This is a genomic window from Streptomyces jeddahensis, from assembly GCF_001642995.1.
In the GTDB taxonomy this organism is placed as follows: domain Bacteria; phylum Actinomycetota; class Actinomycetes; order Streptomycetales; family Streptomycetaceae; genus Streptomyces; species Streptomyces jeddahensis.
Map to the genome: position 1 here is coordinate 34575 of NZ_LOHS01000088.1, position 13394 is coordinate 47968.

At 70.3% G+C, this 13394-nt stretch carries 13 protein-coding genes; 6 read left to right on the forward strand and 7 right to left on the reverse strand.

The annotated features are described in order from the left end of the window. Nucleotides 1-53 precede the first annotated feature (53 nt). Nucleotides 54-401, reverse strand: a complete 348-nt coding sequence (locus STSP_RS19305; RefSeq protein WP_067279505.1) for a hypothetical protein — start codon at nucleotides 399-401, stop codon at nucleotides 54-56. Between the two features lie 673 nt (nucleotides 402-1074). On the opposite strand from STSP_RS19305, the gene STSP_RS19315 reads away from it, so the two are divergent. Next, nucleotides 1075-1851, forward strand: coding sequence for an alpha/beta fold hydrolase (locus STSP_RS19315; RefSeq protein WP_067279510.1), 777 nt, complete (start codon nucleotides 1075-1077; stop codon nucleotides 1849-1851). Between the two features lie 81 nt (nucleotides 1852-1932). Here the strand turns inward: STSP_RS19315 and STSP_RS19320 are convergent, their stop codons facing one another. Both STSP_RS19320 and STSP_RS19325 read right to left on the reverse strand, forming a co-directional pair. Next, nucleotides 1933-2742, reverse strand: coding sequence for a class I SAM-dependent methyltransferase (locus STSP_RS19320; RefSeq protein ID WP_067279512.1), 810 nt, complete (start codon nucleotides 2740-2742; stop codon nucleotides 1933-1935). Nucleotides 2743-3084: 342 nt separating this feature from the next. Next, nucleotides 3085-3786, reverse strand: coding sequence for a hypothetical protein (locus STSP_RS19325; RefSeq protein ID WP_067279515.1), 702 nt, complete (start codon nucleotides 3784-3786; stop codon nucleotides 3085-3087). A 261-nt stretch (nucleotides 3787-4047) separates the two neighbouring features. On the opposite strand from STSP_RS19325, the gene STSP_RS19330 reads away from it, so the two are divergent. Then, on the forward strand, nucleotides 4048-4284 hold the full coding sequence (locus STSP_RS19330) for a hypothetical protein (RefSeq protein ID WP_067279518.1): 237 nt from the start codon (nucleotides 4048-4050) through the stop codon (nucleotides 4282-4284). A 175-nt stretch (nucleotides 4285-4459) separates the two neighbouring features. Here STSP_RS19330 and STSP_RS19335 read toward each other — a convergent pair whose 3' ends face one another. Both STSP_RS19335 and STSP_RS19340 read right to left on the reverse strand, forming a co-directional pair. Beyond that, complete coding sequence (locus STSP_RS19335) at nucleotides 4460-6154, reverse strand: RICIN domain-containing protein (protein WP_067279521.1); 1695 nt, start codon at nucleotides 6152-6154, stop codon at nucleotides 4460-4462. Between the two features lie 398 nt (nucleotides 6155-6552). Further along, complete coding sequence (locus STSP_RS19340) at nucleotides 6553-6822, reverse strand: hypothetical protein (RefSeq protein WP_067279524.1); 270 nt, start codon at nucleotides 6820-6822, stop codon at nucleotides 6553-6555. A gap of 243 nt (nucleotides 6823-7065) precedes the next feature. Here STSP_RS19340 and STSP_RS19345 point away from each other — a divergent pair, with 243 nt between their 5' ends. Next, complete coding sequence (locus STSP_RS19345) at nucleotides 7066-7305, forward strand: hypothetical protein (protein ID WP_067279527.1); 240 nt, start codon at nucleotides 7066-7068, stop codon at nucleotides 7303-7305. Nucleotides 7306-7440: 135 nt separating this feature from the next. Here the strand turns inward: STSP_RS19345 and pspAB are convergent, their stop codons facing one another. After that, nucleotides 7441-8019 (reverse strand): PspA-associated protein PspAB, encoded by a 579-nt coding sequence (pspAB, locus tag STSP_RS19350; RefSeq protein WP_067279528.1) that lies wholly within the window; start codon nucleotides 8017-8019, stop codon nucleotides 7441-7443. Nucleotides 8020-8130: 111 nt separating this feature from the next. Then, nucleotides 8131-9027, reverse strand: coding sequence for a zinc metalloprotease HtpX (htpX, locus tag STSP_RS19355; RefSeq protein WP_067279530.1), 897 nt, complete (start codon nucleotides 9025-9027; stop codon nucleotides 8131-8133). Nucleotides 9028-9211: 184 nt separating this feature from the next. Between htpX and STSP_RS19360 the strand changes: the two genes are divergently transcribed. From STSP_RS19360 to STSP_RS19370, 3 genes are all read left to right on the forward strand, one after another. After that, on the forward strand, nucleotides 9212-10231 hold the full coding sequence (locus STSP_RS19360; protein ID WP_067279533.1) for a zinc-dependent alcohol dehydrogenase family protein: 1020 nt from the start codon (nucleotides 9212-9214) through the stop codon (nucleotides 10229-10231). Between the two features lie 132 nt (nucleotides 10232-10363). Further along, a complete protein-coding gene (locus tag STSP_RS19365; RefSeq protein ID WP_232789714.1) occupies nucleotides 10364-12970 on the forward strand; it encodes a SpoIIE family protein phosphatase in 2607 nt (868 codons plus the stop codon). 140 nt (nucleotides 12971-13110) lie between these two features. Further along, complete coding sequence (locus STSP_RS19370) at nucleotides 13111-13371, forward strand: hypothetical protein (protein WP_067279536.1); 261 nt, start codon at nucleotides 13111-13113, stop codon at nucleotides 13369-13371. The last annotated feature ends 23 nt before the right edge of the window (nucleotides 13372-13394 follow it).

Genomic DNA, 13394 nt, shown 5'->3' on the forward strand with positions numbered 1-13394 from the left:
TGCGAAGCGCCCCGCCGAACCACTTCAGAGCGGGGCGCCTTCATGTGTGGGCGCTACACGAGCTTGGCTTCCTTGGGGTCGAACTTGTGCTTGCATGTGCCGCAGTACAGAGCGCGCTTCCACTCCGCCCGTTTCTCCCGCGCCGCCTCAGCCTGATTCCACATCCGTGCCCCCGCCGCGACCGCTACGAGCAGGATCAGCAGCCCGAGGAGCACCCCGCCCGACGAGATCACCAGCACGGCCAGGACCACGCCCAGCACCGGCCACGTGTACCGGGTCTCATAGCCCGGCGGCGGGGCGAGATCCTTCTTCGCCTCAGCGTCCTGCGACAGCGCCCGCCACTGCCCTTCCAGGTTGACTACCTGACTCGATCCCCCGCACTGCGGGCACGCCAACGCCATCCCCGCCCCCTTCGTCCGTCACGGCGATGCGTGCAGGATCCACATGGAACGAGGTATTCGGCAGAGCGCACACGGAAACGCCCGGAACGCGCCGCCCCGAGTCGGCTGGGGTGACGTCGTGTGCCGAGCTACAGGCGGGTCACCGATAGACTCCGGCAGCGGCGGCAAGGGTGCGCGCCAGCGCGTCAGCCAGCACGGCCGCCTGACTCCTCGGCACGCTCCGGAATCTCCTGCCAGATCCTGGCGGCCACCATATCAACTTGGTCCTGCGACAGGCCCGGCTTACAAGCGATGACGAACCTCCTGCCGTCCGGCAGTCTCGCCTCCCGGATCTCCGTGGGCCCTGGTGTCGGCTCATCCGCCATGAGAGCTTCCAATCGTCGACAGAACGACCAGGCTAACGAACAAAACTCACGCCACTAGCGGGCGCGCTGTCGTGCGTCTGGCTACTGCCCCGTCAAGCGGTACGGCGCCGGCAGCGGCACTGCGAAGAACAGCGCGCCGATGCGGCGCTTCTACCACGAGTGGAGCCGCTCGTGCAACGAACGCTCCCGGTCGGCGCGTACTCGGGTACTGTGCCGCCGGTGTCGGGTTCAACTCGTATGCGCCGTACGTGATGTGAGCCGTCACGTCACACAGACTTCGCGCTGATCACCTACCGGAGCGGGCAGCCATGACGACCGTCGACCTTTTCCACACCGACCTGGGTCCCGAAGACGCGCCCGCCGTGCTCCTGGTGCACGGCTGGGGCAGCGACGGCCGGGAGTGGTCCTGGCACTCGGAAGCACTGGAGGACGACTTCCGCGTGATCGTGCCGGATCTGCGGGGCCACGGCCGTTCGCCGGTGCTGGAGAAGAACAACACACCACTCGAGATGGCACACGACCTGGCGGTGCTCGTGGCACGCCTGGGCTGCGGGCCCGTCGTCGCCGTCGGTCACTCGATGGGTGGGCAGGTGGTGAATCTGATGGCCGTTCATCACCCTGAGGTGGTGCATTCCGTGATCGCACTTGAACCCGCCCATGGTGCCCCGGAATCCGACCTCGCCTTCATCCGCCCGAACCTCGCCGCGTACGAGAAGAACGGCTCCGAGGAAGCGGCCGACTTCATCGAGGCCATGCTGGCCAAGACCGCCCCGCCCGGCCTGCGCGCCGCACACGTACGGACGATTCTCGGGACGCCCGGCCATGTCATCGCGCAGTCGTACGGGGGCATGTATCTGGACGCGGGGGCCGTCGGCGTCCGCCCGTACTCGGAGCAGTATCTGCGCATGCGGTCCTGCCCGTCGCTGACCGTGTGGACGTCCGACGCGATGGCCGCTTGGGAGCGCACCACGTTGAACATGCCCGAATCCCGCGTCGAGCACTGGTCGGCCACCGGCCACTACCTGCACGAGGAGCGTCCCAAGCGCACCTCCCGGCTCATCAGCGACTGGGCCCAGTCCCAGTGAACGGTGCCTTCACGTGACCGTCCCGGTTGAGTAACCGTCTCGGTTGCATGGCGGTCCGTCTCGGTTGCATGGCGGTCCTGTTCACACGCGGCGCGCCACGACCAGCCGGCAGCGCGGGCTTCCGTCCGGCTGCCGGCCGAGGTCCAGCAGGGGCAGCAGCTCCACCGAGAACCCGGCGGCTCTCAGCTCCCGGCATACGTGGGACAGCCGGAACGTGCGGTAGTACATGACGAAACGGGGCCGCCACACAGCGTTGCGCACGCGCATGGCCACATCGAAGGACCACAGCGCCCAGTAGAGCCGTGAGCCCACCCGGGGCGGTGCCACGATGGGGAAGGCGAACCGGCCGCCCGGCCGCAGTGCGGCATGCACCTGCGCGAACAGCACACCCTGCTCGTGAGGCAGGAAATGCCCGAACGCGCCGAAGCTCACCGCCAGATCGAACACCGGCCGGAAGGGCAGCGCCCGCGCATCGGCGCGCACCCAGTCCACCACGGGGCCTCCGCCCGTACGGCCCCGATCGCCCGGCCCGCCTGGCTCGGCACGATCGCCGTGATCATCCGTACAGCCTGGGTCCGTACCGCCTTGGTCGTGAGGAAAGGCGGACCGTGCGGCGGACAGCATGCCGGCACTGAAGTCCACCCCGGTGACCCGTTCCTCGCACAGCTCCCGCAGTACGCCCACACCGGCGCCCGTGCCGCAGCAGACGTCGAGGCCCTTTTGGAACGGGCCCAGCGGCCGAAGAGCGCACGCCACCGCGTCCAGCAGCCGGTCGGGGGTCCGGAACGGCGTCTGGTCGAACTTCGGCGCGAGCAGGTCGTAACCGCGCTCGGTGGACGACAGCGCCTGCACGGTGAGCTCGAGGAAGGTGGGGCCCTGTGGAGTGAACATCAGTGATCAGCGTAGTCATGCGTGGAATGCCGCACGAGAGGTGTGAGACGGCCCCCGTGGACGCCTTACGTGCATGCTGGAAGCGCTCTCCCGCGTGCCAGGGCGCCGACCGCCATCCGATGACGGCCGACGTGATCCGCGCCCCCAGGTCGCGGCCGGGTGGCACCTGTGCCTCGACGTCGCCCGAGCGCCGGAGGACTATTCCTGGGCGCCGCCCGGTCTCGTTGCGCACCAGGGGCTGATGCCCCCGTAGGCGGGCGTGTGCCCCGGCCTCCTGCTGCGTCCTGAGGTCGATCCGTCTCTCAGAGTGATCCGACGCTGATCCTGATCCGGCGTGGCGCGTCAGGCGGTGGCACCGTCCTTCTGAGTCATGTCGTCCGTCTCCGCAGCGGGGGCCGGTGAGGTGGTCACCGGCGTGCTGCCGGCGGCGAAGTAGAAGACGGACTTCTGCTGCTTGTTCCGCTGGACCTGGCCCTTGGCGACGAGAGCTTCGAGGGTGTTGCGTACCACGGTTCCCTGGAAGGTGCGGTCCGGGTGCGCCTCGGCCAGGCCCGTGGTGACTTCGGCGGCCGAGCGCGGCTCGCTCTGCCCGCCGAGGTGATCGAGCACGAGTTCACGGAGCGTGGGCGCCGCGGCGGCCTTCGGCTGCTTGGCGGGGGCTGCCGCGGGCTGGGACTTCTTCCTGCCCTTCGCGGTCGCCTTGCCCGCGGCCGCCTTGCGCCCCGCCGTCTTGTTCTCGGCGGTCTTGCCGCCGTCCTTCGGCTTGCGGGCAGTGGGCACCGCCGCCGGCTTCGGGGCCGAGTCCGGTTCCGGCGACGCGGTGCTCGCCACGTCGGACAGAGGCGTGGACGACTCGTCCGTGAGGGCCTGTTGCACGCTCAGGAGCAGGGCGTGGTCACGTCGCAGTGCCTGCAACTGGTCCTCGAGAGCGGCCAGTTCGGCACCAATACGTTCCTGCTCCTTGACGTTGCGTTCCAGGTCGCTGGCGACCTGGGTGACGTACTGGGACTTGAGGTTCGTGGCGTCCAACGTGTCTTCCGGCATAACGGCCTTCTTCCCTGGTGTGTCGAGATGATGTGGTGTCAGTGCCGGAATGGTACTCACCTATGGCAGGCGAGGAGGCGGAGTGGGTGATGCCCACCCGCCCGGGTGGTGTCACCGTGGCGTCGATGTGACGCCGCGCGGGACCAGGGGCACCGTCGCGACGCCGCCCGCCCATGGTCGGCGAGGGCCTGGGGGCTGCCCGGCAGCGACGGTGTCCGCTGCCGGGCATACAGGTGCCGTCTGTGTGGAACCGGTCTATGCATGACCGAAAGTGCGAGCCCCTACATTTCGAACCCGCGGATCGTTGTGCTGGCGGTGCAGCCCGGTGATCCTCCCTTCCGCATCGTGGAGATCGACGGAGCTGTGGTCGGCCAGGCCAGGACCATGACGGACGTGCTCTTCCATGCGGCGGTCGCCGGCATCACGGTCCATGACCTCGACGATCCGGACGTGGTGCGCTGGGTGGGTGGCGACAAGTACACCTGGAAGGTGCACTGAGCGCTCCGCTGGGGGTGCCGCGAAGTGCTGCGATGTGCCGTCGATCGTCTGCGGCGCCGTCGTGGCTGCTCGCGCAGTTCCCCGCGCCCCTTTGGGGCGCACCCGCCTCGGCCCGCAACAGCGGCGTCGGCGGTGCGCCGCTGTCACCGCCTGCAGACGGTCGGGCCGCGGTGCTTCAGACCGGTGGCGAGGTCACCCCTGCACCTGTTCGCGATGGCCGTGAGGCGGCCCCGGCGACCGTCAGCGACGCCGGGGAGGCCGTCGCGGAGTCGATCAACCACACCTGCTCTGCGGATTCGTCGCGGATCTTGACCACGATCTGGGAGCCCCCGGTCGGCGCGGCCGGAGTCACGGCCAGCTCCGCGCGCCAGCGGGGAATCAGCCGGCCCTGCAGGGTGAGGTCGTAGCGTACATCGGCGGCATCCGGTGTCTTGCGTCCCGCGCACTCACCCAGGGCGACGACCCCGTCGTCGGCATGGGAATCCAGGCAGAGGCCGGGCTCGGCCACGCTGCGCAGCAGCCCGTCACTCTCGTACGACCACTGCTGTGACGTCGCGGACGAGCATGTCGCCAGCTTCGTCGCCGTACCCGCCTTCGGTGTGCGGTCCTGGAAGTCGAGGCACAGGTCAGCGGCGGCATTGCGCAGCCTGGTGCGCAGAGGGGACGTGGAGATCCCGGTGGAGGACGGCGGGAACGTGGATGAATCGGTGGGGGCCTGCGAGCCGGGGGCGGCCGTAGTGGAGGCGGCTCCACCTGGGAGCCCCGGTCCGGCGTCGCTGCTGGTGTCCGGCCAGAGGCTCGCGGCGAGGAGTCCGGCCAGCAGGACGGCCGATCCGACGCCCATCCCTGTGATCACCGCCCTGGAGTTGTCCCGGGCAAGAAGAGAGCGCATGCCTGCGGCGGTGACACGTGGCAGGTGGCGGTGGCGTCCGGGTCCGGAATGGCGACGTGGGGGCACGGGCGAGGGTTCGGATCGTGCCGGTGCCGGTGCCGGTGCCGGTGCCGGTGCCGGTGCCGGTGTCGGTCCGGGGCGGCGGCGGCCGGGCCGTGTGTCGAGATAGCGTCTGGCGCCCCAGGCGAGCACGGACTCGGCCAGCAGGACACCCAGCCTCCCGTCGAAGTGGCCGAGCTGCTCGGCCGCGTACCGGCAGTGCCGGCATTCGTCCACATGGCGTTGTACGTCGGGTAGCAGCGCGCCGCCGCGGCGAATGGGAACGTCGAGCAGTCGGCTGTAGTAGCGACATTCCGGGATCGCGGCGAGTTCGGTATGGGCGCGGAGACATCCTGACCGGAATTTTTCGCGGGCCTGCTCGAGTTCGGCGAGTGCCGTGTCGGTATCCATGCCGAGGAGTTCCGCGGGTGACGATATCGGTTCGGCTTCTACCTCGGTGTGCCACAGGAGGCACTGCGCTTCCGCAGGTATCGCCTGAAAGGCGCGTGCGGCGAGGATCCGGTTCTCCGGTGCGGTGACTTTCGACGTCCTCATCTCGCGGCCGTTGACCGGCTTTCTGGGCTCCGGGAGAAGGGTGGAGACCCGCTGATCGGTGGACCACGCCTTGGCGATGTCCCGGACGGTCACCAGGAGTTGTGGGCGCAGGGCGGCGGATGGCTCCGACCGCCGAAGGGTCCCCAACACCTTGTCGAATGCCGCGGTCGCCAGTACCGCTGCCGCCTTCTCCGAGGAGGCGGAGCAGATGGCGGCGTAGTCGCGGACGGGATCCCAGTGCCGTACCAGCAGGACGGCCACGGCATGTGTGTCTTCGGTCTCGGCGGGCTCCCGCAGTACGGCAGCCAGGCGCGCGTCGGTATCCGCGGCGTCCGGACCGGGGGCGGGTGGATAGGGCGGTTGAGGGGGGTGGGGGGTGCGCACAGGGACGTTCCTTCCGGGGCAGCACTATGCGGCACGCAGAAGCCCTGTCCGAGGAAAGGGAGCCACGCTTGGTGCAAGCCTTTCGGCAATGGGGACGGGGAAAGCGGACTCGGCTTGCGGGACTGTTCAACTCGGTAGTTTTCCTGCGTGAACAAGCCATCACCCTTACACAGGGTCCTCTGGCGTAACAAGGGATTCCAGCAACCCGCTTTTGGAGGAAAGGGAGTTGGTGCGCGCGGTGCCCGTGGTCATTCGTACCGGCTTTCGAACCGCAGGAGTTGAGGCGCCTGCTCGGCGTGCGGGCGGCGGCGGCCGCGATCCGCCGTCGATGACCGGCGCCCGGCCGTACGGCTCACAGCTCACAACTCGTGGCTCACCGTTCTCGGCTTATGGGGCTCTCAGTAGAGCATCATCCACACGACGGCCGCGGTGATCGCGACGGTCGCCATGCCGGCCATCCCCGCGTGCATCCAGAAGACGGCGGATCCGTCGCGACAGGGCGCTTCTTGTTGATCGTCGCGCGTGTGTGTCGCCTCGCGGAGCTGGATGCACCAGATGCATTCGTCCTCCGCATGCACCGGCGGATTCGGCGGTGCGACCTCGGTGCGCGCGCGTGGCGGACGGACGCCGGAAGCCTGGATGTCGTCGTGTCTGTCGAAGCCGTCCATACCTTTGGCCAACGGCTTCCGGCCTGTTGGGCAACGGCATCGAGGCTCACCACGCCCCATCGTCACCCGAGTGGCGGTCAGAGTGCGCCCGAGCGTTGCCCGGGCTGCCGCGCAACACTCCCGTGCGGGGCGCGGAAGGGGGCGCGCAACACGATCGGGGTAACATTCGGTGCATTCACTGCTTCCGGTGGAGCGGCGCGAAGCCGTCACATCACCGGTCCCCATAGCGCGTTGGATGAGGCCATGGACAGTACATCCGCCACCCCTGGGTGCCTGCCAGGACACACGCACCATCACGCGACGTATGCCGAACTCACCGACGCCTACTGGCTCGAGCCGCCCATATACACCCACAGCCCGTACGTCGTGGATGAGGTTCAGGACGACACGGCATACGCGGACGAGGGGGCAGACGGGAGACAAGAGCCGCAGCACAGCCCGCATCCAGAGTTCCACCACACCCCGGTACACGCCTTCGACTGAGCTTGTCGGACACCGGTGACGCCACGCCACGGACGGGAGCGGTCGGCCGGTGGGCCCCGGCCCCCGGCCCCCGGTCCCTCGCCTCCGGTCCCCGAGGCGAGCGAGCCGGCGCCTGCCTCTCACAGCCCGGGACTCTCACAGCCCGGGCGCCCCCCACACCGGGAACCAGCGCGTCAGATCCTGCTCGATCCGAAGATCGTCTGCGATCGCCGCCCTGACCTGAAGCTCCAGGGCGTGGTCGCGGCGCTCGCCGGGCAGCGGCGCGAAGGGGTAGAACGTACCCCGCTTGTAGAGGTAGACGAGCGCCAGTGTCCGTTGTTCCGCATCGCGGAAACCCACCAGCGAGCACAGCAGCCCGGTGGCGAAACCGCTGTCCTGGAGGGTGCTGTTGACCGCGTGCAGATCCCCGACCAGACCGGGCAGGTCGTCGGGGTCGCGCTGCGAGAGCAGCCACGTGTAGCCGTACTCGTCGCGGCTGAACTCCACGGGGATGCCGCCCCGGCCGCTGTCCGCGTCGAGCAGTTCCCCGGCGTCCTGCCGGATCTGCTCGAAGGCCGCGCCCTCGGCGGTGGCGAAGCACACCGAACCGCGTCCGGTGGGTGTGAACCCGACGGCGGCCTGCAGGGTGACCGCCGCCGACGGCAGCCCGAAGAGACGGTCGAGATCGGGCAGCGCCGGTTTGCTGCGGCCCAGCAGTACGTCCAGGAAACGCACGGCGTCGTCAACTCCTCGGTGCGTCCAGGCGAGATCGGTGCGTACGGGCGAGACAAGCGCCTGTGCGAGTGACCAGCGCGTACGGGTCCGGATCCGTGTGTGAGCCCGGCATCAGGCGGGCCGTCCCAGTTGCGCGGAGATCTTCGCCAGTTGGTCCAGGCGCTGCTCCAGGGTGGGGTGCGTGGAGAACACGCGTCCCACCCAGGCTCCCGCCCCGAGCGCGGGGATGAAGTAGAAGGCGTTGAACGCCTGCGCGGTACGCAGGTCCTTCGTCGGGATCCGGGCGATGTCGCTCTCGAGCCGGGTCAGCGCCGATGCGAGGGCGGAGGGGCGGCCCGTGAGCAGGGCGGCGGCGCGGTCCGCGGCCAGCTCGCGGTAGCGCGACAGCGCCCGGATGAGGACGAAGCTGAGCGCGTAGACGAGTGCGGAGACCCCCATGACGCCCAGGAAGACGACGGCGGTGTTCTGGTCGCGGCGCCCGAACATCTGGGAGTAGAACGCGAAGCGCACGATTAGACCGGCGATGACGCCCAGGAACGAGGCGATCGTGATCACCGCGACATCGCGGTGCGCCACGTGCGAGAGCTCATGGGCGAGCACACCCTCCAACTCCTCCGGCTCCAGGCGGCGCTGCAGCCCGGTCGTCACGCACAGCACCGCGTGATCGGCGTTGCGGCCGGTGGCGAACGCGTTCGGCAGCTCCATGTCGGAGACGGCCAGCCGCGGTTTGGGCATGTCCGCCGTCGCACACAACCGGTCGACGATGCCGTGCAGTTGCGGCTGCTCCTCGCGGCTCACCAGGCGTCCTCGCATCGCGTACATCGCGATGCGGTCGGAGTACCAGTACTGGGCGCCGAGCATCGCCGCCGCGATGACCACCACCAGCACCCACGACTTGAGGAGCACGATCAGGGCGGCCACGAAGGCCACGTACAACAGGCCGAGCAGGAACAGCGTCAGCCCCATGCGGGCGGTCAGCTGCCGGTCGGGCTGGAATCGGGAGCGCATGTCGTCATCACCCCAGTCACCCCGTGAAACGGCCGCCGGGTCGCGGCGGCCTCGCGGCGTCCACTCCATCATGGCGCATCCGCAGCGATGCGGTCGCGAGCGCCGGTGCACACACGGTGAGCCCCATGTCGCTTTGGGTGGTCGGTTTGTCGGTGGGCGAGGAAGCGGGAGACATGATGGAGGCATGGCACCAGGGGGTGTCCTGACCACCTCCGCCTGGGTCGTCGACCGGCCCGGGCCGGTCGACGACGGCCCACTGCGCCGGGTCGCACGGGACGTGGCGGCGCCTGGGCCGTACGAGCTGCTGCTGGAGGTCAGGGCGTGCGGGGTGTGCCGTACCGATCTGCACCTGGCGGAAGGCGACCTGGCCCCGCGGATGCCGCAGTGCACCCCCGGCCATGAGGTGGTCGGACGCGTCGTCGCCGTGGGGGAGTCCGTGGAAGGCGTGCACGCCGGAGAGCGCGTGGGTGCCGCCTGGCTGGCCGGGACCTGCGGGGACTGCCGCTACTGCCGCTCCGGACGGGAGAACCTGTGCCCGCGCTCCCGGTACACCGGCTGGGACATCCACGGCGGCTACGCCGGACACACCGTCGTCGACGCACGGTACATCTACGAGCTGCCGCAGGGGTGGACCGACGAGGAGGCCGCACCCCTGCTCTGTGCCGGAATCATCGGCTACCGCGCACTGCTCCGGGCCGATCTGCCCGCCGGAGGGCGGCTGGGCATCTACGGCTTCGGGGCCTCCGCGCATCTGACGGCCCAGCTCGCGATCGCTCGCGGGGCCACCGTGCACGTCGTCACCCGCTCCGCCGAGGCCCGGCGGCTCGCGCTCGAGCTGGGAGCCGCATCCGCCGCGGCGGACGGGCCGCCGGAGCCACTGGACTCCGCCATCCTGTTCGCGCCGGCCGGCGTCCTCGTGCCCGTCGCGCTCATGGCGCTCGACCGTGGTGGGACGCTGGCGGTGGCGGGCATCCATCTGACCGCGGTGCCAGGGCTCGACTACGCACGCCACCTGTACCAGGAACGCACCCTGCGCAGCGTCACCGCCAACACGCGGGACGACGGGCGCGCCTTCATCGCGGAGGCCGCGCGCCTGCGGCCCAGCGTCCGGCTGGCGCGCTACCCCATGCGGCAGGCCGACCGGGCGCTGGCGGACCTCGCCCACGGACGCATCACAGGCGTCGGCGTGCTGGTCGCGGACTGAGCGGCCCGCCCTCCGCCGACCTCGCGACTCGTTGCGCTGCCGCTGCAGCATGCGACATGGGGTGGACGCAGTGTGTTCGAGAAATGGTCACAAGGGCTGCGCAACTCTTCCGAAAGCGCTGTAATTGCGGACGTGGTGAGTGAGGGTGCAGCAGACCGCCGATCGCGGACCCTGCGTGCCGAACTCGCCCTCACGTCGCTTCCCGGTGACGCCGGGCCCCGAGAGCGCCTCCGCTCGCTCGTCGAGCAGGCACTGGTCTTCTCCAGGGCGATGCTGGTGGCCGTCTACGCAGCCGACGGGACGGCTCGCACACTGCGGCTGGTGGAGTCGGCCGGCGTGCCGCGCGCCTTGTATGGGCTGCGGGAGGTCTATCCCGTATCGGGATCGCTGGTGGCGGCCGCGCACCGTTCCGGTGGGTCGCTGTGGTTGACGCCCGAGGACCTCGCCGCCACGGTCCAGGCCGAGGGTGTGCCGGCCGATGACTTCTCGTTGGCCGTCCTGCCGCTGGGCGATGCCAGGCGCACGGCCGGGTGCCTGCTCGCCGTGACCGACGGCCCGGACGGCTTCGACGCCGATGAGCGGCGGTGCCTGGAGCTGTTCGCCACGGCCGTCACGGCGCTCTCTCCGTCTCCGAACGTGCCCGCACGCGCGGTCACGTCGGTGTCGCCGCCCCTCGTCACCTCGCACGTCCCGTCGCAGCCGGCGGCACCGTATGTGCCTCCTTCCTCGCGCCGGGACATTTCCGACGCCGCGGCCCTCACCGTGCATAACAACGGGGCCCCGGCGCATCCGGCCGACGCCCAGCGGAACGGGGACAGGCGCGCCAGCTCGTTCAGCCTCGCCATGGACACCGGGCGCATCGACGTGGACGAACAGGTGCTCGACCTGTTCGGGCTGGCGCCGGCGGAGTTCGACGGGAAGGTGGAGACGCTGCTGGCGCTGACCGTGCCGGAGGACCTGCCCACCCTGATGTCCGTGGTCGAAGCGGACCACATGACCATCGGCGACCGCGAACTGGAGTTCCGCATCCGGCAGCCCTCCGGCGAGCAGCGGTGGCTGCGCCTGCGCGGGCAGCTCTTCTCCGCCGGAGACGGCCGTCCGGCCCGGCTGCTCGGCACCGTCGTCGACGCCTCCGACCTGAGGACGCAGGTCAACGACGTCGCCCGCGTGCAGCGGCTGGCCGCCGTGCTCGCCACGGCGACCACCGTCCGCGAGGTCAGCCAGGCGGTCGTGGGAGCCCTGCGGGCGCCGATGGGGGCCGACCGGATGGCCCTGGCCGAATTGGAAGGCGACCGGCTGGTGGTCACCGTCCTGGAACCGCCCGAGCCGGAGGCCTGGCCCGGGGTGTGGCGCAGCGAGTGGCGCTCGGAGTGGCCGGACGCGCCCGTGCGCGCCATGCCCACGCTGGCGGCGGCGCTCCGCGAGGGGCGTCCCGCGGTCTGGCCCGCCGGGACCGAGCTGGAGCCGCCGCTCGCCGAGGTGGGACGCGGCGGGCTCGCCGTTCTGCCGCTGCCGGCCGGCGACCGCATGGTGGGCGTCTGCCTGATCGGCTGGGACACCCCGCACGAATTCGGCGCCGACGAGCGCGCCCTGCTCACCGCGGTCGCGGGTCTCGCCGGGCAGGCGCTGATGCGTGTCCGCGCGTTCGACGCCGAACACGAACTCGTCGGGATGCTGCAGCGAACCCTGCTCCCGCGCAGGCTGCCGGCCCTGCCGGGCGGCGAGGCCGTCGCGCGCTATCTGCCCGCCACCGCGGGCCTGGAGGTGGGCGGGGACTGGTACGACGTGATCCCGCTGCACGACAACCACGTGGCCCTGGTCATCGGCGACGTCCAGGGACACAACGCCGGAGCCGCGACCCTCATGGGCCAGATGCGCACGGCCCTGCGTGCCTACGCCATCGAAGGACACCCCCCGGACGTCGTCGTCTCCCACGCCAACCGGCTGCTCATGGGCATGGAGACCGACCTCTTCGCCACCTGCGCCTACGTCGACGTCGACATGGAGGACGGCACCGCCTGGTGCGTACGGGCCGGCCATCTGCCCCCGGTGCTGCGCCACCCGGACGGCACCACCGAGGTCGTGGAGGCCGAGGGCGGGCCGCCACTCGGTGTGATCACCGAGGCCGATTTCCCGATGACCCCGCTGCGGCTCGGGCCCGGCACGCTCCTGGCACTCACCACCGACGGGATGGTCGAGTCCGCGGATCTGGAACTCGACGAGGGCATGCGCAGGCTCAGCGGCGCACTGTCCGCCGCCGACCAGGACGACCTGGGCCTCATGGCCGACGCACTGCTCGGCAACGCGCACCGGGGCGACGACGTGGCGTTGCTGCTGATGCGCTACGACGGCATGGCCGTGAGGCCATCGCGCGAGACCTGGACGGTGTGGCGGGTTCCGGAAGCGGCCCGCCACGCACGCCGCTTCACCAGGCGCACCCTGCGGAAATGGGCGGTGACACGTGAGACCGACACCGTGCTCCTGGTCGTCTCCGAGCTCGTCACCAACGCCCTGGTGCACACCGACGGCCCGGTGCGGCTCGACCTCACACGAATCGAGGACCGGCTGCGCGTGGCGGTCGCCGACGCCTCACCCCGTACCCCGGTCAAGCCGGCGAACGTCGGCTGGGAGGCCACCGGCGGACGCGGCGTCCTCCTCGTCGAGGCCCTCTCGGCGGCCTGGGGCACGGTACCCGCCGGCGGGGGCAAACAGGTCTGGTGTGAGATCGAAGTGGGTTGACGCCTCGTCCCCGCCGTGGCCCACGCTGTGCTCCACCTGGCCGTCTTCGCCATGCCCACGCCTGGATCAACACGGCCGCGCCGCCCCGGTCCTACTGTCCTATGGATCCGCACATTCCCCCTCGACCATGGGAGATTCACATGCGGATCCGTACCACGGTCGCCGCGGCCGCCCTGGCCGCCGGCGCGGTCTTCGGCGGCGCAGGCGCCGCAGTCGCCGACACCAACGCCCCCCGGGACATCGACATCGACATCCCGGGATTCTCGATCACCATCCCTTCGATCGTCCTGCCGGATGACATCGCCGACTTGCCGAGCGCCGTGTGCAACGCCGTGGTCGGGGCGATCCAGGCGTTCGATCCAGACTTCACCTACATCTGTCCCGCCGGTCCCACCGGGTGACGACCCGGCCGGCTGGGGTGCCG